Origin of the sequence: Pseudomonas sessilinigenes (assembly GCF_003850565.1) — a bacterium.
GTDB classification, from domain to species: Bacteria; Pseudomonadota; Gammaproteobacteria; order Pseudomonadales; family Pseudomonadaceae; genus Aquipseudomonas; species Aquipseudomonas sessilinigenes.
This window is the reverse complement of sequence record NZ_CP027706.1, coordinates 2751351-2775272: the sequence shown is the minus strand read 5'-3', so window position 1 is coordinate 2775272 and position 23922 is coordinate 2751351. Positions and strand designations below refer to the sequence as shown.

The following is a 23922-nucleotide window of genomic DNA, read 5'->3' as shown; positions in this document are numbered from 1 at the left end:
CCTCTACCGCCGCGGGCCGGAGCCCGGTGCCTGATGATCGGCATGCTCGCCAGTCGCCGGCTCGCGCCCGCCCCGCCGCCCCTCCTGGAGGGTATCGTCGACGCTGGTACCGCTGAGCAACACCTGGTACTGACGGCTCGACGGCAGCGCCACCAGGGCCTGGTTGACGTCGTGCTTGAGCCGGGCCAGGGCCAGGTGCTTGCCCTCCTGGCTGACCTGGCGGAAGAACTCGTCCAGGGCCTCGATGCTGGTGCCGTCCAGGTTCGGCGACTCCTCGAGGCTGAGGATGATGCTGTGGATCGGTGCCTCGACATGGCGGATCAAGTGCAGCGCGCCCCCCAGGATGCGCTCGGCATTGGCGAAGAACAGCGCCTCTCCCGGACGCAGGATCAGTACCCCGGGCACCTGCCGCGCCTGGGGATGACGGCTCAGGTCGACAAAGTCGTGGCCGCTGCCCAACTGGCCGAGGATCTGGATTTGCGCCGACGACATCTGGCGCAACATCAGCAGGATGCTCACCCCCACCGACAGTAGCAGGCCATCGAGCACCCCCAGCACCAGCACCGCGGCCACCGCGCAGATCACCAGCAGGCGATCCCGGCGCCAGATAAAGTAGCGCCCCAAGGGTTGCAGGCTCAGCCCATGGCCCAGGGCATACATGACGATCGCCGCCAGCACCGGCTCCGGAGTCAGGGCGATGTAGGGCAACACTGTCAGCACGATCAACAGCATCACCGCCGCGGCGGTCAGCCCCGCCAGGCGCGAACCGGCTCCAGCCGCCTCGTTGGCGGAGCTGGCCGAGTAACCGGCACCGGCCGGCATGCCGTGGAACAGCCCGGACACCAGGTTGGATACCCCCAGGGCCAGCAGGTCGCGGTTGGACGACACCCGATCGCCATGCTTGAGCGCCAGGGAGCTGATGGAGCCATAGGACTCGGCATACAGGATCATCACCAGGGCGAACGCCAGCTCCCCCAGGCGCATCCAATCGGCAAACGGCAGGTCCGGCAAGCTCGGTACCTCCAGCTTGAGCTCGATGACGCCAATCAGCGCCACCCCATGGGCCGGCAGGTCCAGCCATCGCCCGGCGACGATGCCAATGACCACGGCCACCAACCCACCGGGCACATAGGGGATCCGCGAACAGATCGCCAGCACCAGCAGAGCCGCGGCCGCCACGGCGGCACCGGCCCAGTTCCAGTGCGGCCACTGCTCCAGCAACTGCGGTAAAAAGCGCACCAGGTTGCCGGTGCTCAGGTGCACCCCGACCACCGTGGCGAACTGCTTGAGGATGATGGTCAGCGCCAGGCCGAAGGCGAAGCCACGCAGCACCGGCTTGGCGATGAAGGCCGTGACGCCACCGAGGCGGAACACTCCGGCCAGGACAAAGAACGCCCCCGTGAGCAGCACCAGGGCAAAGGCCAGGCCCAGGCGCAACTGCCCATCACCATCCGACAGCGACAGGGTCGCGGCGGCCAGTACCGCCGCCGATGACGAGGTCGCCGACACGATGGCGAAACGGCTGCTGCCCAGCAGGCCATAGCACAGCAAGCCGGCGAACAGGGCGATGACCCCGGCCTGGGGCGGCAAGGCGGCGATGCTCGAATAGGCCACCGCCTCCGGCAACAACAGCCCGGCGATGGACAGTCCGGCCAGCAGATCCCGTGCTCGTGTGGGGAGCGCAGTGGCAGGTCCCTGCCCTCGATCAGTCGACAATCTGGCCCACCCATCCCGGCAAGTAACGAGCGTCCTGGCTGCGCGCCAGCTTCATGGCCCGGGCCTGGACCTTGGCGCCCAGCTTGCCCAGCGCCTCGATGGCGATCCGCCGGCGAAAGAAATCCGCCCAGAGGAACTCACTGAAGGGCGTGGCGTCCTTGGCAAAGCCACCGGCGCGGCGCAGCAACCCGGCCAGGCTGCGGTAGGGGTCATCCTGCAGATCGAGAATGCGCCCCGGGATACGCTCGAAGGAGCGGCGAACGCCCTGGGCATCGTAGGGATGGGCCCACTGGTTGAAACCCATCACCTCCCAGAAACTGCCCGGCTCGACAAAGGACAGGTCCTTGAGCACCAGCAATGGCACCTCCTTGACCTCCTCTTGCAGCAGGGCCAGGCCAAAGTGATGGTGATCGACGATGTAGTAGCGCTGCCGGGGACCGAGTACACAGGGAAACCAGTGGTCGTCCAGGGCTGCCGCCCGGGCCTTGCGCTTGAGCTGTTGCCATTGCTCGCGCTTGGCCTGGACTTCGGCCAGGCCGACGGAGAGTTGGGTGGGGTGCAGGCTGTCCAGCCGGGCGCGGATCAACTGCGGGTGGGCACGGGCCATGAAATGACTCCAGGCAAAAATCATCAGCTTAGACGCTAATCGCCCGACGCTTGCCCTCTCCATCCACCCGCCTGCCTTCAGGCTCGGCAGGCCCCTGAACGACAACGCCGCCGGTGCTGGGCAGCATCGGCGGCGTTGGTTTCAACTATTGCCTGGCGCCAGGCCAGCCCGGCCTCAGGAAGCCAGCGAGTACACCAGCGCGGTGATGGCCACCAGGCCTACCAGGGTCACGAACACATTGGACGCCTGGCCACGGTAGCGGGCCATGGCCGGCACCTTGCGGATGGCGTACATCGGCATCAGGAACAGGATGGCCGCGATCACCGGGCCACCCAGGGTCTCGATCATGCCCAGGATGCTCGGGTTCAAGGTCGCCACGGCCCAGCAGATCACCAGCATGAAGGCCGCGGTCACCCGGTCCAGGGTCTTGGCGCCCGGGAGTCGGCCGCTCTTGACGATCAAGCCCTTGAGGCCTTCGCTGGCACCGATGTAGTGGCCCAGGAACGACTTGGCAATGGCCACGAAGGCAATCAGCGGCGCGGCGAACGCGATGGTCGGGTTGCTGAAGTGGTTGGCCAGGTAGGACAGGATCGACAGGTTCTGCGCCTTGGCTTCGGCCAGTTGTTCCGGCGACAGGGTCAGCACGCAGCTGAAGACGAAGAACAGCACCATGACCACCATCAGCAGGTGGGCGCGGGACAGGATCTGCGAGCTGCGCTGCTCGGCGTGCTGGCCGTAGCGACGCTTCTGGTCAACCGCGAAGGCCGAGATGATCGGCGAGTGGTTGAACGAGAACACCATCACCGGAATCGCCAGCCACAGGGTGTGCAGGAAGGCCGATGGCGCCGGGATGTCGCCGGCGGTGGCGAGGATGCCGCCGTTCCAGTGCGGGATCAGGAACACCGCCAGGAACAGCAAGGCGACGATGAACGGGTAGACCATCAGGCTCATGGCCTTGACGATCACCTGCTCGCCACAGCGCACCACCGCCAGCAGGCCGAGGATCAGCACCAGGGACAGGATCGCCCGTGGTGGCGGCGCGATGTGCAGCTGGTGTTCCATGAAGCTGCCGACGGTATTGGTCAGGGCCACGCTGTAAATGAGCAGGATGGGGAAGATGGCGAAGAAGTAGAGCAAGGTGATCAGGGCCCCGGCCTTGATCCCGAAATGTTCCTCCACCACCTCGGTGATGTCGGCGCCCTCACGCCCGGAGAGCACGAAGCGGGTCAGGCCGCGGTGCGCGTAGAAGGTCATGGGGAAGGCCAGCAGCGCCAGGATCAGCAGCGGCCAGAAGCCACCGAGGCCAGCGTTGATGGGCAGAAACAGGGTACCGGCACCAATGGCGGTGCCGAACAGGCCCAGCATCCAAGTGGTGTCTTGGCGGTTCCAGCTGGTCAGGGTCGCTGGGGCCGCCGTTTCAAAGCGTTGATCAACGCTGTTGGCCTGATCATTCATCCGGTGGGATCTCCACATTCCGGTCGTTTGCCGTTGGCTCGGAGCGCGCCGGAATACCCGACAGACAAACCCCCGAGCAAACAGAGGGGGCGCGATTGTCCGGGATTCCAAGGACGCTGCATAGACTCAGCGGAGGAATGGCACCTGCGTTGCGGCAATCTTGTCCGTTTTTGTCGCAAAGCGTCTGGCCCGGCCCTCTCCCTGGTCCTGCGGTTTTTTCGCAGGTGCCGATCGGCCCGTCAAAGCGGCTTATCGCCTCACCCCTGGTGAATCCCGCTCGGCCCGCGCCCGCGTTGACAGCAATTGGCGACGAACGGCATGATCGGGCCCATGAATGCCTATCCGCTCATCTCGACCACCAGCACCACGACTGCCTCCGGCGGGTCGCGTGGTGGCTGTGCAGGATGAAGCGAGCACAGTGACAACCAAGGCCCCGCCAGCAATGGACGGGGCCTTTTGTTTCTCCGTCCGGCTGGCACAACAAGGAGAGACAAGATGCCTTTACCCAACGCCAAGCGCGCCCTGCTGGTCATCGACATGCAGGTCGGACTGTTCAACGGACCGGACAAGCCCTACCAGCGCGAACAGGTCCTGGACAACATCAACCAGCTGATCCGTCGCGCCCGCCAGGCCGGGGCCCCGATCTTCGCTGTGCGCCACACCGGCGCCGCCGACTCGCCCATCGCCGCCGGCAGCCCGTTCTGGCAGTTGCTGCCGACCCTGGAGGTGGACGAGCAGCAAGACTACGTACTGGACAAGACCCGTCCCAACTGCTTCACCGGCACCGGGCTGGCCGAGCGCCTGCACCAGGCCCTGGTCAGCGAGCTGGTGATCGTCGGCATGAAGACCCAGTACTGCGTCGATGCCACCTGCCGTGCCGCCGGCGACCTGGGCTTTGCCGCACGGCTAGTGGAGGATGCCCACACCTGCATGGACACCCCATACCTGGGGGCGCGCAAGATCATCGATCATCACAACACCACCCTGGACGGCGCCTTCGTCACCCTGGCCAGGACCGCCGACATCACCTTCTGATCCCGCCATCACCGCCCGGGACGCGCCGACGACGGCGCCACTCCCCGGCAACGGCTGCTTCGGGCATTGCCAAACGCCCGGCTAATGCGCACCCTTGAGCCTTCGCCATTGTTTTGCTGGAGTTGCCCATGAGTGTTGCCGGCTTCGTGCTCTACAGCCTTGACCCACAGGCCCTGGCGCGGTTCTACGCCGCACTCCTGGGCTGGCCCATCAGCGATCAGCAGCCCGACTACCTGCAACTGCAACACCAGGGCATGGAGCTGACGCTGATCCAGGTGCCAGCGGCGATCGCCGCGCGCATCGTCCTGCAAGATCCTCCCCTGCCCCGCAGCGACTCTGCCTGCAAGCCAGTGTTCTGGATCAGCGACCTGGATCAGGCCCGGCAACGCGCCGCCAGTGCCGGCGGGCGGCTGTACGAACCCGAACGCGAATGGCGGTTCAAGGACGCCCGGGTCTGCGACGGCATCGATCCGGAAGGCAATATCTTCCAGTTGCGGCAAAGCCTGCCTCAATAACCCAAGGAGTTCGCCATGCCCGCCACCGTCCTGGTCCTGATTGAAAATTTCAACGCCTACCTGCCACGGCTCGAAGCGCTGGGCTTTGAGCTGATCCTGGCCCAGACGCCCGCTGCCCGGGCCCGAGCGATCGCCGACCACGCCGGGCAGATCGACGCCGTGCTGACCCGCGGCCCCCTGGGCCTGAGCGCACAGGAAATCGATGCCCTGCCCCGGCTGCAGATCATCTGCGTGATTGGCGCCGGCTACGAGCAGGTGGACCTGCAAGCGGCGAGCAACCGGGGGATTGCCGTGACCACTGGCGCCGGGATCAATGCCTCGTCGGTGGCCGACCACGCCCTGGCACTGCTGTTGGCCCTGGTGCGGGGCATCCCCCAGGCGGACGCGGCGGTGCGCCAGGGGCATTGGCCGAAAGTCATGCGCCCGGCGCTGACCGGCATGCGCCTGGGCGTCCTCGGGCTCGGCGCGGTGGGCCAGGCCATCGCCCGGCGCTGTGCCCTGGGCCTGGACATGCAGGTCAGCTATCACAGCCGCCAGCCCCGGCCGGACCAGCCCTATCGTTTTTGCCCGACCGTGCTGGAACTGGCCCGGGACACCGACCTGCTGATGGTCGCCACGCCCGGCGGCGCCGAGACCCGGCACCTGGTGGGCCACGAGGTGCTAGAGGCCCTGGGGCCCGAGGGTTTCCTGGTGAATGTGGCCCGGGCCAGCGTGGTGGACACCGAGGCCCTGCTGCTGGCACTGGAGCAACGAAAGCTCGCCGGTGCGGCCCTGGACGTGTTCGATGCCGAACCAGGGGTGCCGGAACGCCTCAAGCATCTGGACAACGTGGTGCTCACCCCCCATGTCGCCGGGCTCTCGCCCCAGGCCAGCCGCGACAGCATGGACATGGTCGGCCGCAACCTGCTGGCCCACTTCAGTGGCCAACCCTTGCTGACCCCTCTGGCCCTGCCGCTGCCCAGCCGCAGCTGAATCCCGGCTGACGGCTATGCTCCCTGGGGCGATTCAAACGCCTGTATCAAAAACAATGATTGCCCGGCAACACTCGCACCTATAAAGGCCCGCCACGATTGTGGGGGGCCAGCGGGCACATTAGATTAGTCAATAATCTCTGGCCTCCAGAATAAGCAGAAGGGATAAGCATGGCGCTTACAGACCAGTCCACCCGCACCCGCTCGGGTGAAGAACTCGACGCCGCTCTGATCGACCCATACCTCAAGGCGCAGATTCCCGGCCTGACCGGCACGCCACGGATCAGCCAGTTTCCCGGCGGCGCCTCGAACCTCACCTACCTGCTGGAATACCCCGAGCAGGAATTCGTCCTGCGCCGTCCGCCGTTCGGCCACAAGGCCAAGTCGGCCCACGACATGGGCCGCGAGTTCCGCATCCTCAACCAACTCAAGGACGGCTTCCCGTACTGCCCCAAGGCCTACGTGCACTGCACCGACGAATCGGTGATCGGGGCCGAGTTCTATGTGATGGAACGGGTCAAGGGCATCATCCTGCGCTCCGACCTGCCAGCGGAACTGAACCTCGACGCCAGCCACACCCAGGCGCTGTGCAAGAGCTTCATCGACCGTTTCGTCGAGCTGCACCGGGTCGACTACCAGGCGTGCGGCCTGGGCGACCTGGGCAAGCCCGAAGGTTATGTGCAGCGCCAGATCAAGGGCTGGAGCGACCGCTACGAGAAAGCCCTGACCCCCGATGCCCCGCAGTGGGAGGTGGTCAAGGCCTGGCTCAACGACAAGATGCCCGCCGACCATCCGACCTCGAGCATCGTGCATAACGACTACCGCTTCGACAATGTGATCCTCGACCCGCAGAACCCGATGCAGATCATCGGCGTGCTGGACTGGGAACTGACCACCCTCGGCGATCCGCTGATGGACCTGGGCAACACCCTGGCCTACTGGATCGAAGCCAGCGATCCGGGGCCGGTGCAGCTGATGCGCCGCCAGCCAAGCAACGCCCCGGGCATGCTCAGCCGCCAGCAGTTCGTCGACTACTACGCCGAGCGCTCCGGCATCCAGATCGGCAACTTCGATTTCTACTACACCTACGGCCTGTTCCGCCTGGCCGGCATCGTGCAGCAGATCTACTACCGCTTCTACCACGGCCAGACCCAGGACAAACGCTTCGCGCAGTTCATCCACATGAACAAGCTGCTGGAGCAGATGAGCCTGCAAGTCATCGGCAAATCCAGCCTCTGAGTGCGCTTCGGCGCCCGACCGCCCAACAAGGAAAAACCATGTCCAAGACTCAGTTGTTCGACCTCGACGGCAAGATCGCATTCGTCTCCGGCGCCAGCCGTGGCATCGGCGAGGCCATTGCCAAGCTGCTGGCCCAACAAGGCGCCCATGTGATCGTCTCGAGCCGCAAGCTCGAAGGCTGCCAGCAGGTGGCCGATGCCATTGTCGCCGCCGGCGGCAAGGCCACCGCCATTGCCTGCCACATCGGTGAAATGGAGCAGATCCAGCAGGTGTTCGCCGCCATCCGCGAGCAGTTTGGGCGCCTGGATATCCTGGTCAACAACGCTGCCACCAACCCTCAGTTCTGCAATGTGCTGGACACTGACCTGGGCGCCTTCCAGAAGACCGTGGACGTGAACATCCGCGGTTATTTCTTCATGTCGGTGGAAGCCGGCAAGCTGATGCGCGAACACGGCGGCGGCAGCATCATCAACGTGGCTTCGATCAACGGCGTATCGCCGGGGCTGTTCCAGGGCATCTACTCGGTGACCAAGGCCGCGGTGATCAACATGACCAAGGTCTTCGCCAAGGAATGCGCGCAGTTCGGCATCCGCTGCAACGCCCTGCTGCCGGGCCTGACCGACACCAAGTTCGCCTCGGCACTGGTCAAGAACGACAGCATTCGCAACGCCGCCCTGGCGCAGATCCCGCTCAAGCGCGTGGCCGACCCGAGCGAGATGGCCGGTGCGGTGCTCTACCTGGCCAGCGACGCTTCCAGCTACACCACCGGCACTGCGCTGAACGTGGATGGCGGCTTCCTGTCCTGAGCCACCTGCGCCGTACAAAAAGGCAGCCTGTGGGCTGCCTTTTTCATGCCCTACATAAACCTGCAGGAGCAGCCGGTGGACGCTCGATTGCGCGCGAGGGTCGTTAACGATGATGTGCATTGCCTGACGGAACGCGGCGCCCTCGGGTTCATCGCGGGCAAGCCTTGCTCCTGCGGAGTTTTGCCTCGTTAATGAATATTTATTCTCTTTATTGAAATTAGAGAATTTTTATTCCATAAATACTCATCCCTACCACAACAACTCCAAAGGTGCGGCGATGGATGAACTGGGCGTTGGGCTGATCGGAACCGGATTCATGGGGCGCGCCCACGCCCTGGCTTTTCGCAGTGTCGGTGCGGTATTCGAACTGCCAGTGCGCCTGCGCCTGACGGCCCTGGCCGATGCCGATGGGCAACGCGCCGCGCACTGTGCCAGGGCCTGGGGATTCGCCCAGGCCTACTCGGATTGGCGCCAGTTGATCGATGATCCCCAGGTCGGCCTGGTGGCGATCACCACCCCCAATCACTTGCACTTTCCCATGGCCATGGCTGCCCTGGCGGCGGGCAAGGCGGTGTACTGCGAAAAACCCCTGGCGGTGACCAGCGAACAGGCCCGGCAGATGCATCAAGCCGCACAGGCGGCCGGGGTGGTGACCCGGGTCGGCTACAACTACCAGCACAATCCATTGATCGTCCTGGCCCGGGAGCTGATCGGCAATGGCGAGCTGGGGCAACTGGTGAGTTTCCAGGGCGAATTCAGCGAGGACTTCATGGCCGATCCGGACTCACCCTGGACCTGGCGCTGTGACCCGCAACAGGCGGGCGGCGCCCTGGCGGACCTGGGCAGCCACCTGCTGGCCATGGCGCGTTTTCTCATGGGGCCGGTGGTGGCGGTGTGCGCCGATACCCATACCGTGCATCAGGAGCGCCCCGTTCGGGCCGGCGCCCCTGAACGCCGCGCCATCGCCGTGGATGACCAGGCCCATGCGCTGCTGCGCTTCGCCAATGGCGCCCGGGGCAGCGTGGGCAGCAGCTGGATCAAGCACGGCTACAAGAACCACCTGGCCTTCGAGATCAGCGGCACCCTGGGCACCCTGGCCTTCGACCAGGAACGCCTGAACGAACTGCGCCTGTATCGGGCCGGCCAACCGGGTTTCCAGCGCCTGCTGGCCGGCCCGGCCCTGCCCGGCTACGCGGCCTTCAGCCCGGCGCCAGGGCACCAGCTGGGCTACAACGAACTCAAGACCCTGGAAGTGCAGGAGCTGCTCATGGCGATCTGCGGCCAGGGGCGAGACGGCACCGACTTCCAGGAAGCCTGGGAAGTGGAACGGCTGGCGGCAGCGATCCGCCTGGCCGCCCGGGAGCAACGCTGGGTCACCTTGTAACCGCTGCCGGGCCAGGACGAGGCCTTCATCACACCAAGCCCAATGCCCTTCAGCGCCTACAACGAGGCGGCCAGGCGCGCAGCCAGGGCCTTGGCCTGCAGGGCCACATCGGTGACCGCGGTGCTTTCCCACCACAGGCCGCGCAATGGCGGGCCCATGGCGAACAGGCATTCGCTGGCCCGCCCCTGGGCGTCGTGCACGGCGCCGTCGGGCTCGGCACTGATGCCCAGGGCCAGCGGCCCCGGTTGCACCAGGCCCCGGGCCAGGAGCTGCCGGGGCAAGGGCCGGTCCACCCGGCGCCAGTCGTATTCGATGCCGCTGGAGTTGATCAAGGCATCGCCCGCCACCCGCGTGCTTTCCCGGCTGCCGCGATAGCGCAAGCGAATCGCCAGGCGGCCCTCGCTGTCCGGCTCCAATCCCTGGTAGCGGGCGGCATGGATGCGCAAACGCCCCTGGGCATGCAGGCGCCTCACCAGCTCATCGCTCAAGGGCGGCGAACGATGGTGATGGCTCTCCCACCAGGGCCGCACATGCCGCACGAACTGGCGGCGTTGGAAATCGCTGGCCTGGCTCCACAAGCGCGGGATGTGCACCCGCACCGTGTCCAAGGGCGCTTGCCAGTCGATGCCCTGGGCCAAGGCCTGGCGGCACTGGCGGCGCAGCTCGTGGAGCAATTGACGGGGGCTGCGGATACCCGGGTCCTGGCCCAGGAAATCGATCCAGGCCGGCGGCTGGCGCCGCACATGGGGCAGCAGCCCGTGGCGGGAAAACACTTCGATGGGGCCCCGGTGCCCCGCCTGCTCCAGGGACACCACAGCGTCCACCATGGTCAGTCCGGAGCCGATGATCAGCACCCTGGACATCGGGTCCAGGCGCGCCATGGCGCTCACATCCCAAGGGTCCAGGGCGGCAGCATTGAGGCCGCTGGAATGGGTTTGCCGGGTACGGGCGGCGGGGAACATGCCCGTGGCCAGTACCGCTCGCGCGCCCTGCAGTTGGCGCCCATCGGCCAGGACCAGCGAAATCCCGCCGTCCTTATGCTGCAGGTCCACCACCTCACTGTGCACATGCTCCACCCAGGAGCCCTGCGCCAGGCCCACCGCCCGGGCCTCGGCCAAACGCTGCTGGACGTAGACCCCGAACAACCCCCGGGGCGGGAAGAGCTCGCTGATGGGCACAGGCTGGAGGGCCGACTCGGGCCAACCGCCTTCGGCAATGTGCTGGGTCAGCCACTGGGTCAGGTCGTCGGCGTTGTCCGGGTCGACACTCATGCGCGCCGCATTGCCATTGAGGGTGTGCCCCAGCTCGGTGGCACTGTAGGCCTCGCCGCGCCCCAGCTCGGCACGCGGTTCGATCACCAGGATGCGGCGCGCGCCCGGCAGGCGTAGCAATTGTGCGGCCAGCAAGGCGCCACTGAGGCCGCCGCCGATAATCAGTACTTCGGCATCGCAAGGGGCAGGATCCGGCTGCCCGATAGGGGTCTGGTTCATGCAAGGCTCATGGTCAGTGTTGGCCGGGACCCTGTCCCGGAGGGCATGGGGCACATCCCCGGGCAGCAGGGTAATACCTTGCCCGGCACCTGGAACATCCCCAGCAAGATAATAGGCCTGTACCACGACCGGATTCGCCAGGCAGTACCAAAGTAGGACGCCATCCGCGGCGACCTATCCGGGGCGGCGTTCGAACCGGCCGATCCAGCCCGGTAGCGCTCCTTGGGAGGGCATCGGTTGCCAGATAAAGCGCAGACGGGCAAGGCCCAGAACACGCCACACCTGGCGCTCCAGCAGCCGCGCCAGGGTGCTGCTCGGGTGGCGCATGGTCCAGCCCCACAAGCGTCGGCGCCAGCTACCGACGGGGCCCAGGTGGCCTTCGATCTCTTCTGCCAGGCCCTGCAAACGCCGCGGTGACAGCAGCAGGTCGCTGGGAGCCATTTCGCGCCGGTCACGGGCCGCCGAACCCTGGCTCTCAGGAAACGCCAGGCTGTGCCCGCTACCCAGCCATTGTCCGAGCAGCACCTCCAGCCCGCCCTGCCATTGGGTCCCCTCCTCGCTCCACAACTGCACGGCCGCGTTGCGCTGGCGCCAAGCTGCCTGGCGCCGGGAGCCACTGCCGGGCCCCAGCAACTGACTGAAGGCCAGCCAGGGCTGGCGCGAACTCGCCAAGTCGACTGTTGGCTCACGGACGATCAGCAGGCCTGGGGCCACGCCGTTCTCCCCCGCCGCCAACCAGCACGCCAGTTGCGGGCCGGAGTCGATGAACACGTGGCTGGGCCGCCAGCGCCACAGGCATTGACGCAAGGCCCCGATGGGCGACTGGTCGCCAAGGCTCGCCACCTCGGCCCCCAGGCTGCGCGCCGCCAGGGCCAAAAGCAGCAGGTCCGGTTCGAACGGCCCACTCAGGATCAGCCGGGAGCGATAGCCCAGGCCATGCTGACGCAAGCCATCGACCAGGCGCTGGACATCGCGCAGCACATCGATCCAGCGCCAGGCGTACCACTGCCCCCCGCGCTTGTGGCGCAGGGCGTTGGCCAACGGCCGCATCCGGGCCCAGTGTCGCAGCGATTCGTACCTGTCCATGACCGCTCCCTGGTGGCGCCCCGTAACTGCCAGTGCAAGCTACGTACTACAACGGCTGCGCGGCCGGCCGCCGCTCCGGCTCGGCAGCGGCCACCACCTGGCGTTGGGCACCTAGGTTGCGCCAGGCGCTGCCCGGATGGCTCTCGGGCAACCCTGGGCCTGCGCCGAACAACTTCTCGCGCAAGGTGCCTGGCGCATAGTCGGTCTTGTACGCCCCGCGCTTCTGCAACTCCGGCACCAGCAGGTCCACTGCATCGATAAAGGTTTCGTGAGTCAGGGCATAGGCCAGGTTGAAGCCATCCACATCGGTTTCCTCGACCCACTCCTGCAACAGGTCGGCCACAGTCTCGGGACCACCGACGAACAACGGGCCGAAACCACCGATACCCACCCAGTCTGCCAATTCGTGGGGCGTCCAGACCTTGTTCGGATCCGCCGTGGAGAAGGCCTCCACCGCCGACTGGATGGCATTGGTATGCACATGCTGCAGCGGCTCGTCAGGGCGGAAGCGACTGAAATCGATACCGGTCCAGCCACTGATCAAGGCCATGGCGCCTTCGTAGCTGACCCAGCGCTTGTACTCCTCGAACTTGGCCTTGGCCTGGGCGTCGGTCTCGCCGAGGATCACCGTCTGCAGGTTGAAGATCAGCAGCTTCGACGGATCGCGCCCGGCCTCGGCGGCGCGGCGGCGGATATCGGCCACGGTCTTTTTCAGCAGCACCTTGGAGGGCGCCGCAACGAACACGCATTCGGCCTGCTCGGCGGCGAACTGCTTGCCCCGGCTGGAGGCCCCGGCCTGGTAAAGCACCGGGGTGCGCTGCGGCGAAGGCTCGCACAAATGGATACCCGGCACCTGGAAGTGCCTGCCCTGGTGGCGAATCTCGTGGATCTTGCTTGGATCGCTGAAGATCCGTCGCTCGCGGTCGCGCAGCACCGCGCCGTCCTCCCAGCTACCCTCCCAAAGCTTGTAGCAGACCTCCAGGTACTCCTCGGCATAGTCGTAGCGGGCGTCGTGCTCGGTCTGGGCTTGCTGGCCGATATTGCGCGCGCCACTCTCCAGGTACGAGGTGACGATGTTCCAGCCGGCACGGCCTTTGGTCAGGTGGTCGAGGGTGGAAAGGCGCCGGGCGAAGGGATACGGGTGTTCGAAGGACAGCGAGGCGGTGAGGCCGAACCCCAGGTGCTCGGTGACCAGGGCCATGGGCGGAATCAGTTGCAACGGATCGTTCACCGGTACCTGGGCCGCCTGGCGGATCGCCGCCTCGCCGTTGCCGTTGTAGACGTCATAGAGGCCCAGCACATCGGCGATGAACAGCCCGTCGAACTTGCCCCTCTCGAGGATTCGCGCCAGGTCGGTCCAGTATTCCAGGTCCTTGTACTGCCAGGAGCGGTCCCTGGGATGGGCCCAGAGCCCCGGGGATTGGTGGCCGACGCAGTTCATGTCGAAAGCGTTGAGGCGTATTTCACGAGGCATCACACAGCACTCCTGGAACCTGGTGCCACGCCATTGAGGCGGTAATTGCCAATCAGCTGATACTTCCAGCGCAGCGGATCGTGCAGCGTCGACGGCTGCGGGCTGCGCTGGCCGGTGAGTTCGAACTCGGCATTGCCGGCCGCCAGCAGCGCCTCGCCAGCGGCAATCGCGGCCTCGGCCAGGGCGATCTGGGTCTCGGCCGGGTCCTGGCCTGACTGCAAGTGGCGCCGGGCACGGTCCTGCAGGGCCGAGGCCACATCGATGCGTAGCTGAAGGTCGCCAAAGCGGCTGATCACATAAGGGTCGTCGCTGGCTCGGGCCAGGCCGCTACCGGGCCAGGGCAACGCCTGGTGGCGGACAAACGCCAGGGTCTGCTGCAACAGACGGCGTGCCAATTGCAAGTGTTCGACGCCCTGGGCCAGGGCCTGTTCGGGGTTCTCGGGACGGGTCAGTGCATTCATGGGGCAGTCCTTCAGTTCCAGGCGTGGCGGGCCGGCTTGACCCCGTTGAGCAGAAAGTTACCGAGCAGGTGGAGCTTCCAGCGCGCCGGGTCATGCAGGGTATGGGTCCGGGCATTGCGCCAGTGACGGTCGAGGTTGTACTTGGCCGAGACCGAGCGGGTGCCCGCCAGCTCGAACAGTTTGCTCGCCGCCAGCAGCGAGCTTTCTGCCGACAGCACCTTGGCCTGGGCCACCACCACCGAGGCCTGGGCGACGCTATCGGCATCAGGCCTGGCCAGGGCCTGGTCGATGGCCTGGGCGGCCCGGACGAGGATTTCCTCAGTGCCGTGCACGCGCCACTCCAGGTCGCCAATGGCGGCAAGGGTGTAAGGATCCTGCCAGCCATGATCCAGGCCGCTGTCGATCCAGGGCCGGGATTGCCGGGCCTGTTGCTTGGTGTCCTCCAGCGCAGCGACAGCGATGCCGGTATCCACAGCGGCCTGGATCACCTGGGAGATCGGCCCGTCGGCGGTGGGTTGGTCGAAGGCTCGATGGGCAGGGATCACCGCGCTGCGCGGCACCTGTACCGCCTGCAGGCTGACCCCGCCACTGGCGGTGGTGCGCTGGCCGAAGCCATCCCAGCTGTCGATCACCGTCAACCCCGGGGCATCGCGCTCGATAAAGGCGATATGGGCCTGGCCGTCCTCATCCACGGCCACTGCCGGGACGATATGGGCGAACAAGGCACCGGTGCAGTAGAACTTCTGGCCATCGATGCGCGCCTGGTCGCCGTCGAAGCGGATCTGGCTCTGGAAGGCCCCGACATGCTTGCTGCCGGCCTCGGAGAACGCGTTGCCGAAACGATAGCCCTGCAACACCTTGGCGAAGTAATGGTGTTTTTGTTCCTCGCTGGCGGTCTGCAACAGGATATCCACCACCCCCAGGTGGTTCTGCGGCAGCTGGCCCAGGGACGGGTCGGCGGCGGAGATGATCTTGATCACCTCCACCAGGGTCACATAGGACACTCCGGCACCGCCGTATTCGCGGGGAATGGTGATGCCCCACAGGCCACTGGCGGAGAACTCCTCCAGTTCGGCGATCGGCAGGCGCCGCTCGCGATCCCGTACCGCGGCATCCACGGCAAAGCGCCGGGCCAGGGCTCGGGCGACACTGATGGCTTCGGCATCGCTCTGGATGATATGGGCATTGCTGGGGGGTTGGGCTGGGGCTGTCATGGGCCGGCTCCGCTTCCTGATGATCGAGATCGACACCCGAAGGTGACTCCTGCCAGGACAATTGCAGAACCCGTGCCTAAGAATAAAATTCTTTTAAATCAATAATCTAAAAAACAAACAAGAGAAACTACCTGAGCTTTAAACAGGCAAAATGCCCAACTGCTGTTGGCTGGCGAACAGTTGCCCGTGGCGTTGGCGCTCAGATCACCACATTGCGCACGAAGCGTGTGGCCTGCTCGCCGTCATTGCGATAGCCATGGGGAACATGGCTGGCGAACATGAAGAAATCGCCACTCTCCAGGCGACGTTCGTCATCGCCGAAGAACACCGTCAGGCAGCCCTCGAAGACGTACAACTGCTCGCTCCAGCCCTCGGCATCGCACTCGGAGCGATACACCTCCCCCGGCTCCAGGCGCCACTCCCACAGTTCCACTTCACGGGTTGCGTCGGCCTTGGCCAGCAACATCGCGCGACTGCCGGGAATCACCCCGGCCCAGGCCAATTCATTGATACGAGTGGAGTCCCGGGAGTCCGGGGCCTGGATCAGGTCGCTGAAGGCTACGCCCAGGGCTTCGGCCACCCGGTCCAGGGTGCCCAGGCTGACGTTCTTCTCCCCGGCCTCGATGGCTACCAGCATGCGCCGACTGACAGCGGATTTTTCCGCCAGGGCGGTCTGGCTCAAGCCTGCGGCATGCCGCAAGCGCCGGACATTGAGGCTGACGTGTTGCAGGACTGACGCCCGTTGCGTGTTTTCCTTGTGCACTATATTGCTCACCCCTGGTACCTGCGCAGTATACTGCTCAACTTTCGGCGCATTGTGCGTCCCCCTCAGGTAGCACGCAAGACCATGACATCCAAGGCTCCCAGCACTTTTTCCTACAAGCTCAGCAAGGCCGAGGCCGTGCTGGTGCTGATCACCATGATCTGGGGCGCTACCTTCCTGCTGGTGCAACAGGCCATGAGCGTCAGTGGCCCGATGTTCTTCGTCGGCCTGCGCTTCGCCGCGGCGGCCGCTATCGTCGCGCTGTTTTCCGGATCGCGCCTGCGTGGGCTGACCCTGTTCGAATTGCGCGCCGGCAGTTTCATCGGGGTCGCCATCGTGCTCGGCTACGGTTTGCAGACCGTGGGCCTGCAAACCATCCCCAGCAGCCAGTCGGCCTTCATCACCGCGTTGTACGTGCCCTTCGTGCCCTTGCTGCAATGGCTGTTCATGGGCAAGCGCCCAGGCTTGCTGCCCAGCCTGGGGATCATGCTGGCATTCACCGGGCTGATGCTGCTGTCCGGGCCCAACGGCGCTTCCCTGGATTTCAGCCCCGGAGAGATCGCAACCCTGATCAGCACCGTGGCGATCGCCGCGGAAATCATCCTCATCAGCAGTTTCGCCGGGCGCGTGGACGTGCGCCGGGTGACGGTGGTGCAATTGGCGGTGACCTCGGTACTGGCCTTTGCCATGGTGGTGCCGACCGGGGAAACACTGCCGGAATTCTCCTGGCTGCTGCTGGTCATCGCCCTGGGCCTGGGAGCCTCCAGCGCGGCGATCCAGGTGGCGATGAACTGGGCGCAAAGGAGCGTCTCGCCGACCCGGGCCACGCTGATCTATGCCGGCGAACCGGTCTGGGCCGGGATCGTCGGGCGCATCGCCGGCGAGCGCCTGCCCGCCCTGGCCCTAGTGGGCGGGGCGATGATCGTGCTGGCGGTGATCGTCAGCGAGCTGAAGATCAACCGTAGATCGACGCACAGGCCAGAAGCCACCCTGGGCGGTGAGTCGACACCGCCCTGACCCCGGCCACCTACAAGGACGGCGCGTCAGGCTCAGGGCTCGAAAGCCAGCCCGGGGCGATCAAGGACCCATGGTGCTTGGGCTCCAGCGGCAGCGGATCACCTTCAATTTTGCCCTTGTAATAGAAATAGGCCCGGTAGCGGATATGCCCCTCCGGCATGGCCTTTTCGTAATACAGCACGGTGCCCGGCGGCAACAGGTAGCTGTGCCCGTCGTCCGGGGGGCCGTCGATGACCAGGGCCTTGCGGGTGCTGATCATCTCCTGGGCCGGCGGGTACAACCGTTCCAGGCCGATGGCCAACGCGGCGCCCAGGCAGGTGAACAGCAGGGCAAAGCAGCCACGCCGGAGAAATCGGCTGGTGGTGGTTTGGGCTGGGTGCATCCGTGTCGATCCTTGTCCGATGAGTTGCGTGCAGGGCAAACCTTGTACAAACACCCGGGAACGGGCGAAGCAGGCATTTGTCTCCTACCTTTGAAAGCGCATGTAACATTTCTGATGGCTGCCTGGCCGCGCTTGGCGGTTGGTGATCCAGGGCCTGGCACGTATTATGCGTCATACTTTTCCGCAGATTAGAAGCCTATGTCCCTGATAGTTCTACTGCTTCTGCCGTTCATGGGCAGCTGTCTGGCGGCCCTGTTGCCGCACAACGCACGTAATACCGAATCCTTGCTGGCCGGCCTGGTTGCCCTTATCGGCACCGTCCAGGTGGCCCTGCTGTACCCGCAGATCGCCGATGGCGGGATCATTCGCGAGGAGTATGCCTGGCTGCCCAGCCTGGGACTGAACTTCGTGTTGCGCCTGGACGGCTTCGCCTGGCTGTTCTCGCTGCTGGTGCTGGGCATCGGCACCCTGGTGTCGTTGTATGCCCGCTACTACATGTCGCCCCAGGACCCGGTGCCGCGCTTCTTCGCCTTTTTCCTGGCGTTCATGGGCGCCATGCTGGGCCTGGTGATCTCCGGCAACCTGATCCAGATCGTGTTCTTCTGGGAACTGACCAGCCTCTTCTCGTTCCTGCTGATCGGCTATTGGCATCACCGTTCCGACGCCCGCCGTGGTGCCTACATGGCGCTGATGGTCACCGGGGCCGGGGGATTATGCCTGTTGGCGGGGGTCATGCTGCTCGGCCATGTGGTGGGCAGCTATGACCTGGATCAGGTACTGGCTGCCGGCGACAAGATCAGGGCCCATGCCCTCTACCCTGTCCTGCTTCCCCTGATCCTGCTCGGTGCACTGAGCAAGAGCGCACAATTCCCCTTCCACTTCTGGCTTCCCCACGCCATGGCCGCACCGACCCCGGTCTCGGCCTACCTGCACTCGGCAACCATGGTCAAGGCCGGGGTGTTTCTCCTGGCCCGCCTGTGGCCATCGCTGTCCGGCAGCGAGGAATGGTTCTGGATCGTCGGCGGCGCTGGCGCCTGTACCCTGGTGCTGGGCGCTTATTGCGCGATGTTCCAGAACGACCTCAAGGGTCTGCTGGCCTACTCCACCATCAGCCACCTGGGCCTGATCACCCTGCTGCTGGGCCTGAACAGCCCGCTGGCAGCGGTGGCCGCGGTATTCCACATCCTCAACCACGCCACCTTCAAGGCCTCGCTGTTCATGGCCGCCGGGATCATCGACCACGAGAGCGGCAGCCGCGACATCCGCAAGCTCAACGGCCTGATCAAGCTGATGCCCTACACCGCGACCCTGGCCATGGTGGCCAGCGCCTCCATGGCCGGGGTGCCGCTGCTCAACGGCTTCCTGTCCAAGGAGATGTTCTTCGCCGAGACGGTGTTCATCAATTCCAGCGCCTGGGTCGAGATCGCCCTGCCGGTGATCGCCACCATCGCCGGGACCTTCAGCGTCGCCTATGCCCTGCGCTTCACCGTCGATGTGTTCTTCGGCAAGCCGGCCACCGACCTGCCCCACACGCCCCACGAGCCGCCACGCTGGATGCGCGCACCGGTGGAGCTGCTGGTGTTCACCTGCCTGCTGGTGGGGATCTTCCCGGCCCAGATCATCGGGCCGTTGTTGGCCGCCGCCGCACGGCCGGTGGTGGGCGGGACCCTGCCCGAGTACAGCCTGGCGATCTGGCACGGCCTCAACGCGCCGATGATCATGAGCCTGATCGCCATGTCCTGCGGCATCGTCCTCTACCTGCTGCTGCGCAAGCCGCTGGTGCGTGGCCGTTTCGCCTACCCGCCGGGCGTGGGCCGCTTCAACGGCAAGCGCCTGTTCGAACGCTGCCTGGTGGCCCTGACTCGCCAGGCCCGCAGCCTTGAACGGCACTTGAGCACCAAGCGCCTGCAGAGCCAGCTGTTCCTGCTGGTGCTGGCGGCGGTGATCGCCGGGTTGATCCCCATGCTCTACAGCAGCCTGACCTGGGGCGACCGGCCGAAGATCCCCGGTTCCATCGTCTTCGTGACTTTCTGGCTGCTGGCCATTGCCTGTGCCCTGGGCGCCGCGTGGCAGGCCAAGTACCACCGCCTGGCCGCCCTGACCATGGTCAGCGTCTGCGGGCTGATGACCTGCGTGACCTTCGTCTGGTTCTCCGCTCCCGACCTCGCCTTGACGCAATTGGTGGTGGAAGTGGTGACCACGGTGTTGATCCTGCTGGGCCTGCGCTGGCTGCCACGGCGGATCGAAGACGTCTCGCCGCTGCCCAGCAGCGTGCCCAAGGCGCGTATCCGTCGCCTGCGCGACCTGAGCCTGTCGGTCGCCGTGGGCCTGGGCATGGCGCTGTTGTCCTACGCCATGCTGACTCGGCCGACGCCCAACGACATTTCCTCGTTCTACCTGAGCCGGGCCCTGCCCGAGGGGGGCGGCACCAATGTGGTCAACGTGACCCTGGTGGATTTCCGCAGCTTCGACACCCTGGGCGAGATCACCGTGCTGGTGGCCGTGGCCCTGACCGTGTTCGCCCTGCTGCGACGCTTCCGCCCGCCCAAGGAGAGCATGCAACTGCCGGCCCAGCAGCGCCTGCTGGCACCGGACGTGGTCACCGACCTGGTCAACCCGCGCCAGGCCAGCGACACCGCCCTGGGTTTCATGATGGTGCCCGCGGTGCTGGTGCGCCTGCTGCTGCCGATCGCCCTGGTGGTGTCCTTCTACCTGTTCATGCGCGGGCACAACCTGCCGGGCGGCGGTTTCGTCGCCGGGCTGGTGATGTCGGTGGCGTTCATCCTGCAGTACATGGTGGCCGGCACCCAGTGGGTGGAGGCGCAGATGAGCCTGCGACCGCTGCGCTGGATGGGCACCGGCCTGCTGTTCGCCGTGGCCACGGGCCTGGGCGCCCTGGCCTGGGGCTATCCGTTCCTGACCACCCACACCCTGCACCTGGACCTGCCGCTGTTCGGCGATATCCATATCGCCAGCGCGCTGTTCTTCGACATTGGCGTGTACGCGGTGGTGGTGGGTGCGACGCTGCTGATCCTCACCGCCCTGGCGCACCAGTCGGTGCGGGCCCACAAGCCTGCCAGCCAGTCCAAGTCCCTGATCAAGAGCGGAGCCGCCTGATGGAAGAAGTCATTGCAATCGCCATTGGTGTCCTCGCCGCCTCGGGGGTCTGGCTGGTGCTACGCCCCCGGACCTTCCAGGTGGTGATGGGCCTGTGCCTGCTGTCATACGCGGTCAACCTGTTCATCTTCAGCATGGGCAGCCTGTTCATCGGCAAGGAGCCGATCGTCAAGGACGGCGTGCCCCAGGACCTGCTGCACTACACCGATCCCCTGCCCCAGGCGCTGGTGCTCACCGCCATCGTCATCAGCTTCGCCATGACTGCGCTATTCCTGGTGGTACTCCTGGCATCCCGGGGCCTGACCGGCACCGACCATGTCGACGGTCGGGAGCCCAAGGAATGAACCTGTTGTCGCACCTGATCGTCGCCCCCATCCTGCTGCCGCTGCTGACCGCGGCCCTGCTCCTGTTGCTGGGGGAGAAACACCGCCCGCTCAAGGCTCGGATCAACCTGTTCTCCAGCCTGCTGGGCCTGGGCCTGGCGCTGTACCTGCTGTACTGGACCCAGGCCGAGGGCGCCACCGGCTCCTTCGGCGTGTACCTGCCGAGCAACTGGCAGGTGCCGTTCGGCATCGTGCTGGTGGTCGATCGCCTGTCGGCGCTGATGCTGGTGCTGACCGGCATCATCGGTACCTGCGCATTGCTGTTCGCCATGGCCCGCTGGGACGGGGCCGGCGCGAGCTTCCATGCGTTGTTCCAGATCCAGTTGATGGGCCTGTACGGCGCCTTCCTCACCGCCGACCTGTTCAACCTGTTCGTGTTCTTCGAGGTGCTGCTGGCAGCGTCCTATGGCCTGATGCTGCACGGCTCCGGACGGGCGCGGGTGTCCTCGGGGCTGCACTACATCACCATCAACCTCCTGGCCTCGTCGTTGTTCCTGATTGGTACGGCGATGATCTACGGGGTCACCGGCACCCTGAACATGGCCGACCTGGCGATGAAGATCCCCCTGGTGCCCGAGGCCGATCGCGGCCTGCTGCACGCCGGTACCGCGATCCTGGCCATCGCCTTCCTGGCCAAGGCCGGGATGTGGCCGCTGAACTTCTGGCTGGTGCCGGCCTACTCCTCGGCCAGCGCGCCGGTAGCGGCCTTGTTCGCGGTCATGACCAAGGTCGGGGTCTATACCGTACTGCGCCTGTGGACCCTGTTGTTCTCCGGGCAAGCCGGGGCTTCGGCCTACTTCGGCAGCCAATGGCTGGTGTACGGCGGCCTGGCGACGATCTTCTGCGCGGCGCTGGCGATCCTCGCGGCGCAGCGCCTGGAACGCATGGCCAGCCTGAGTATCCTGGTCTCGGCGGGCATCCTGCTCGCGGTGATCGGCTTCGCCGACCCGGCCCTCACCGGCGCGGCGCTGTTCTACCTGTTCAGCTCGACCCTGGCGATGTGCGCCTTGTTTCTCCTGGCCGAGCTGATCGAGCGCTCGCGTTCGGCCACCGAAGCCCCACTGGAGGATGAAGGTGAAATCCTGCCGCAACCGGTGGGTTCGCGAAACCCGCCACGGGGCAGCAACCTCGACGACGAACAGCAAGTGGTGGTCGGCCAGGTGATCCCCTGGACCATGGCGTTCCTGGGCCTGAGCTTCATCGCCTGTGCCCTGCTGATCATCGGCATGCCGCCGCTGTCGGGCTTTATCGGCAAGCTCAACCTGATCGCCGCATTGCTCAATCCCCAGGGCCTGGGCAGCAGTCCCGATGCCCAGGTTCCGCTGGCGGGATGGTGCTTTTTGGTGCTGCTGATCCTGTCGGGCCTGGCCTCGCTGGTCGCTTTTGCACGCCAGGGCATCCGCCGCTTCTGGACCCCGGAGGAGCGGCCTTCGCCCGTACTACGGCGCCTGGAATGCATGCCGATCGTGATCCTGCTGGCGCTGTGCGTGCTGCTGAGCATCAAGGCCGAGCCGCTGCTGCGCTTTACCCAGGACACCGCCAACAACCTCAACCAGCCCGAGCACTATGTGATGGCGGTACTGGGGACTCGCACGGTGCTCAGCCCCGAGGCCAAGGCCGCACTGTCGATGGAGGTGCAGCCATGAAGCGCCTGTTCCCCTCGCCCTTCCTGTCCCTGGCGTTGTGGTTGTTGTGGCTGCTGCTGAACCTCTCCGTCAGCCCCGGCAACCTGCTGCTGGGCGCGATGCTGGGTTTTCTCGCGCCATTGCTGATGCGCCCGCTGCGCCCGCAGCCGATCCGCATCCGCCGACCGTGGACCATCCTGCGCCTGTTCCTGTTGGTGGGGCGCGATGTGCTGGTGTCGAACCTGCTGGTGGCCTGGGGCGTGCTCAATAACGGTCGGCGCCCGGTGCGCTCGGCCTTCGTCAAGGTGCCCCTGGACCTGCGCGATGCCAACGGCCTGGCGGCGCTGTCGACCATCACCACGGTGGTGCCGGGCACGGTCTGGTCCGAGCTGTCGCTGGATCGCAGCATCCTCTTGCTGCACGTCTTCGACCTGGAGGACGAGGCGCAATTCATCCAGCACTTCAAGACCACCTACGAGCGTCCGCTGATGGAGATCTTCGAATGAGCGCACTGATGGATAACGCGATCCTGCTGAGCCTGTTCATCTTTTCCCTGGCCATGGTCCTGACCCTGGTGCGCCTGTTCAAGGGTCCCTCGGCCCAGGACCGGGTCCTGGCGCTGGACTACCTGTACATCCTGGCGATGCTGATGATGCTGGTGCTGGGCATCCGCTACTCCAGCGATACCTACTTCGAGGCGGCGCTGCTGATCGCCCTGTTCGGCTTCGTCGGCTCCTTCGCCCTGGCCAAATTCCTCCTGCGTGGCGAGGTGATCGAATGAACGACCTGCAACAACTGCCCCTGTGGGTGGAAATCCTGGTGGCGCTGCTGCTACTGCTCAGCAGCCTGTTCGCCCTGATCGGCGCCGTGGGCATCCTGCGCATGAAAAGCTACTTCCAGCGCATGCACCCGCCGGCCCTGGCCTCGACCCTGGGCTCATGGAGCGTGGCCCTGGCCTCGATCCTGTATTTCTCGGCGCTCAAGTCGGGGCCGGTGCTGCATGCCTGGCTGATCCCGATCCTGCTGTCGATCACTGTACCGGTGACCACCTTGTTGCTGGCCCGCGCCGCATTGTTCCGCAAACGCATGGCCGGTGACGACGTGCCGGCGGAAGTCAGCAGCAAACGCCAGGAAACCGGCAACTGAGGCGACGCGGGCTTGCCCCGCGCCTACCTTGCGGGG

Annotated in this window: 23 protein-coding genes; 13 read left to right on the top strand and 10 right to left on the bottom strand. The window is 65.7% G+C overall.

The window, feature by feature from the left end:
* Positions 1-3: 3 nt before the first annotated feature.
* From C4K39_RS13040 to C4K39_RS13030, 3 genes are all read right to left on the bottom strand, one after another.
* The gene (locus C4K39_RS13040; protein ID WP_124346607.1) at positions 4-1716 is read right to left on the bottom strand and encodes a SulP family inorganic anion transporter; all 1713 of its coding nucleotides are present in this window, start codon (positions 1714-1716) and stop codon (positions 4-6) included.
* On the bottom strand, positions 1706-2323 hold the full coding sequence (locus tag C4K39_RS13035) for a ParB-like protein (protein WP_124346606.1): 618 nt from the start codon (positions 2321-2323) through the stop codon (positions 1706-1708). The genes C4K39_RS13040 and C4K39_RS13035 overlap by 11 nt, the downstream gene beginning before the upstream one ends.
* 174 nt (positions 2324-2497) lie before the next feature.
* Positions 2498-3778: a serine/threonine transporter gene (locus C4K39_RS13030; protein ID WP_124346605.1), complete on the bottom strand. Its 1281-nt coding sequence runs from the start codon at positions 3776-3778 to the stop codon at positions 2498-2500.
* Between the two features lie 495 nt (positions 3779-4273).
* On the opposite strand from C4K39_RS13030, the gene C4K39_RS13025 reads away from it, so the two are divergent.
* The 6 genes from C4K39_RS13025 (at position 4274) to C4K39_RS13000 (ending at position 9728) form a co-directional block, all read left to right on the top strand.
* Positions 4274-4813 carry a cysteine hydrolase family protein gene (locus C4K39_RS13025; RefSeq protein ID WP_124346604.1) on the top strand — a complete coding sequence of 180 codons (540 nt, stop codon included), beginning with the start codon at positions 4274-4276 and terminating at the stop codon, positions 4811-4813.
* Positions 4814-4941: 128 nt separating this feature from the next.
* Positions 4942-5328, top strand: a complete 387-nt coding sequence (locus C4K39_RS13020) for a VOC family protein (RefSeq protein ID WP_124346603.1) — start codon at positions 4942-4944, stop codon at positions 5326-5328.
* A gap of 15 nt (positions 5329-5343) precedes the next feature.
* The gene (locus C4K39_RS13015) at positions 5344-6300 is read left to right on the top strand and encodes a 2-hydroxyacid dehydrogenase (protein WP_124346602.1); all 957 of its coding nucleotides are present in this window, start codon (positions 5344-5346) and stop codon (positions 6298-6300) included.
* Between the two features lie 170 nt (positions 6301-6470).
* Entirely contained in the window at positions 6471-7538 is a 1068-nt protein-coding gene (locus tag C4K39_RS13010; RefSeq protein ID WP_022644001.1) for a phosphotransferase family protein, read from the top strand.
* Between the two features lie 38 nt (positions 7539-7576).
* On the top strand, positions 7577-8344 hold the full coding sequence (locus tag C4K39_RS13005) for an SDR family oxidoreductase (RefSeq protein ID WP_068578258.1): 768 nt from the start codon (positions 7577-7579) through the stop codon (positions 8342-8344).
* A gap of 277 nt (positions 8345-8621) precedes the next feature.
* Positions 8622-9728, top strand: a complete 1107-nt coding sequence (locus tag C4K39_RS13000) for a Gfo/Idh/MocA family protein (protein ID WP_124346601.1) — start codon at positions 8622-8624, stop codon at positions 9726-9728.
* A gap of 56 nt (positions 9729-9784) precedes the next feature.
* Here C4K39_RS13000 and C4K39_RS12995 read toward each other — a convergent pair whose 3' ends face one another.
* The 6 genes from C4K39_RS12995 to C4K39_RS12970 all read right to left on the bottom strand — a co-directional run bounded on the left by C4K39_RS12995 (position 9785) and on the right by C4K39_RS12970 (position 16216).
* Positions 9785-11218, bottom strand: a complete 1434-nt coding sequence (locus tag C4K39_RS12995) for an FAD/NAD(P)-binding protein (RefSeq protein ID WP_124346600.1) — start codon at positions 11216-11218, stop codon at positions 9785-9787.
* A 174-nt stretch (positions 11219-11392) separates the two neighbouring features.
* Positions 11393-12304 carry an acyl-CoA synthetase gene (locus C4K39_RS12990; protein ID WP_124346599.1) on the bottom strand — a complete coding sequence of 304 codons (912 nt, stop codon included), beginning with the start codon at positions 12302-12304 and terminating at the stop codon, positions 11393-11395.
* 46 nt (positions 12305-12350) lie between these two features.
* Entirely contained in the window at positions 12351-13778 is a 1428-nt protein-coding gene (locus C4K39_RS12985) for an LLM class flavin-dependent oxidoreductase (protein ID WP_124346598.1), read from the bottom strand.
* Positions 13778-14239, bottom strand: coding sequence for an acyl-CoA dehydrogenase (locus tag C4K39_RS12980; RefSeq protein WP_124346597.1), 462 nt, complete (start codon positions 14237-14239; stop codon positions 13778-13780). The genes C4K39_RS12985 and C4K39_RS12980 overlap by 1 nt, the downstream gene beginning before the upstream one ends.
* 11 nt (positions 14240-14250) lie before the next feature.
* Positions 14251-15453, bottom strand: coding sequence for an SfnB family sulfur acquisition oxidoreductase (locus tag C4K39_RS12975; protein WP_068578246.1), 1203 nt, complete (start codon positions 15451-15453; stop codon positions 14251-14253).
* Positions 15454-15652: 199 nt separating this feature from the next.
* Positions 15653-16216: a helix-turn-helix domain-containing protein gene (locus C4K39_RS12970; protein ID WP_068578273.1), complete on the bottom strand. Its 564-nt coding sequence runs from the start codon at positions 16214-16216 to the stop codon at positions 15653-15655.
* On the opposite strand from C4K39_RS12970, the gene C4K39_RS12965 reads away from it, so the two are divergent.
* On the top strand, positions 16211-17233 hold the full coding sequence (locus tag C4K39_RS12965) for a DMT family transporter (protein ID WP_083235645.1): 1023 nt from the start codon (positions 16211-16213) through the stop codon (positions 17231-17233). The genes C4K39_RS12970 and C4K39_RS12965 overlap by 6 nt on opposite strands.
* 10 nt (positions 17234-17243) lie before the next feature.
* On the opposite strand, the gene C4K39_RS12960 is transcribed toward C4K39_RS12965, so the two are convergent.
* Complete coding sequence (locus tag C4K39_RS12960; RefSeq protein ID WP_124346596.1) at positions 17244-17615, bottom strand: hypothetical protein; 372 nt, start codon at positions 17613-17615, stop codon at positions 17244-17246.
* Between the two features lie 198 nt (positions 17616-17813).
* Here C4K39_RS12960 and C4K39_RS12955 point away from each other — a divergent pair, with 198 nt between their 5' ends.
* From C4K39_RS12955 to C4K39_RS12930, 6 genes are read left to right on the top strand one after another with little or no spacing between them, the layout of a single operon-like run.
* Positions 17814-20732 carry a monovalent cation/H+ antiporter subunit A gene (locus C4K39_RS12955; protein ID WP_124346595.1) on the top strand — a complete coding sequence of 973 codons (2919 nt, stop codon included), beginning with the start codon at positions 17814-17816 and terminating at the stop codon, positions 20730-20732.
* A complete protein-coding gene (locus tag C4K39_RS12950; RefSeq protein WP_011060906.1) occupies positions 20732-21076 on the top strand; it encodes a Na+/H+ antiporter subunit C in 345 nt (114 codons plus the stop codon). Before C4K39_RS12955 ends, C4K39_RS12950 begins: the two co-directional genes overlap by 1 nt.
* Positions 21073-22761, top strand: a complete 1689-nt coding sequence (locus C4K39_RS12945) for a monovalent cation/H+ antiporter subunit D (RefSeq protein ID WP_124346594.1) — start codon at positions 21073-21075, stop codon at positions 22759-22761. Before C4K39_RS12950 ends, C4K39_RS12945 begins: the two co-directional genes overlap by 4 nt.
* On the top strand, positions 22758-23246 hold the full coding sequence (locus tag C4K39_RS12940) for a Na+/H+ antiporter subunit E (RefSeq protein ID WP_068578234.1): 489 nt from the start codon (positions 22758-22760) through the stop codon (positions 23244-23246). The genes C4K39_RS12945 and C4K39_RS12940 overlap by 4 nt, the downstream gene beginning before the upstream one ends.
* Positions 23243-23521 (top strand): K+/H+ antiporter subunit F, encoded by a 279-nt coding sequence (locus tag C4K39_RS12935; RefSeq protein WP_068578232.1) that lies wholly within the window; start codon positions 23243-23245, stop codon positions 23519-23521. Before C4K39_RS12940 ends, C4K39_RS12935 begins: the two co-directional genes overlap by 4 nt.
* The gene (locus C4K39_RS12930; protein WP_124346593.1) at positions 23518-23886 is read left to right on the top strand and encodes a Na+/H+ antiporter subunit G; all 369 of its coding nucleotides are present in this window, start codon (positions 23518-23520) and stop codon (positions 23884-23886) included. The genes C4K39_RS12935 and C4K39_RS12930 overlap by 4 nt, the downstream gene beginning before the upstream one ends.
* The last annotated feature ends 36 nt before the right edge of the window (positions 23887-23922 follow it).

Excerpts from the sequence above, each read along its gene's own strand:
- C4K39_RS13035 (WP_124346606.1), bottom strand. The coding sequence starts at position 2,323 with ATGGCCCGTGCCCACCCGCAGTTGATCCGCGCCCGGCTGGACAGCCTG.
- C4K39_RS13030 (WP_124346605.1), bottom strand. The coding sequence starts at position 3,778 with ATGAATGATCAGGCCAACAGCGTTGATCAACGCTTTGAAACGGCGGCC.
- C4K39_RS13025 (WP_124346604.1), top strand. The coding sequence starts at position 4,274 with ATGCCTTTACCCAACGCCAAGCGCGCCCTGCTGGTCATCGACATGCAG.
- C4K39_RS13020 (WP_124346603.1), top strand. The coding sequence starts at position 4,942 with ATGAGTGTTGCCGGCTTCGTGCTCTACAGCCTTGACCCACAGGCCCTG.
- C4K39_RS13015 (WP_124346602.1), top strand. The coding sequence starts at position 5,344 with ATGCCCGCCACCGTCCTGGTCCTGATTGAAAATTTCAACGCCTACCTG.
- C4K39_RS13010 (WP_022644001.1), top strand. The coding sequence starts at position 6,471 with ATGGCGCTTACAGACCAGTCCACCCGCACCCGCTCGGGTGAAGAACTC.
- C4K39_RS13005 (WP_068578258.1), top strand. The coding sequence starts at position 7,577 with ATGTCCAAGACTCAGTTGTTCGACCTCGACGGCAAGATCGCATTCGTC.
- C4K39_RS13000 (WP_124346601.1), top strand. The coding sequence starts at position 8,622 with ATGGATGAACTGGGCGTTGGGCTGATCGGAACCGGATTCATGGGGCGC.
- C4K39_RS12995 (WP_124346600.1), bottom strand. The coding sequence starts at position 11,218 with ATGAACCAGACCCCTATCGGGCAGCCGGATCCTGCCCCTTGCGATGCC.
- C4K39_RS12990 (WP_124346599.1), bottom strand. The coding sequence starts at position 12,304 with ATGGACAGGTACGAATCGCTGCGACACTGGGCCCGGATGCGGCCGTTG.
- C4K39_RS12985 (WP_124346598.1), bottom strand. The coding sequence starts at position 13,778 with ATGCCTCGTGAAATACGCCTCAACGCTTTCGACATGAACTGCGTCGGC.
- C4K39_RS12980 (WP_124346597.1), bottom strand. The coding sequence starts at position 14,239 with ATGAATGCACTGACCCGTCCCGAGAACCCCGAACAGGCCCTGGCCCAG.
- C4K39_RS12975 (WP_068578246.1), bottom strand. The coding sequence starts at position 15,453 with ATGACAGCCCCAGCCCAACCCCCCAGCAATGCCCATATCATCCAGAGC.
- C4K39_RS12960 (WP_124346596.1), bottom strand. The coding sequence starts at position 17,615 with ATGCACCCAGCCCAAACCACCACCAGCCGATTTCTCCGGCGTGGCTGC.
- C4K39_RS12955 (WP_124346595.1), top strand. The coding sequence starts at position 17,814 with ATGTCCCTGATAGTTCTACTGCTTCTGCCGTTCATGGGCAGCTGTCTG.
- C4K39_RS12950 (WP_011060906.1), top strand. The coding sequence starts at position 20,732 with ATGGAAGAAGTCATTGCAATCGCCATTGGTGTCCTCGCCGCCTCGGGG.
- C4K39_RS12945 (WP_124346594.1), top strand. The coding sequence starts at position 21,073 with ATGAACCTGTTGTCGCACCTGATCGTCGCCCCCATCCTGCTGCCGCTG.
- C4K39_RS12940 (WP_068578234.1), top strand. The coding sequence starts at position 22,758 with ATGAAGCGCCTGTTCCCCTCGCCCTTCCTGTCCCTGGCGTTGTGGTTG.
- C4K39_RS12935 (WP_068578232.1), top strand. The coding sequence starts at position 23,243 with ATGAGCGCACTGATGGATAACGCGATCCTGCTGAGCCTGTTCATCTTT.
- C4K39_RS12930 (WP_124346593.1), top strand. The coding sequence starts at position 23,518 with ATGAACGACCTGCAACAACTGCCCCTGTGGGTGGAAATCCTGGTGGCG.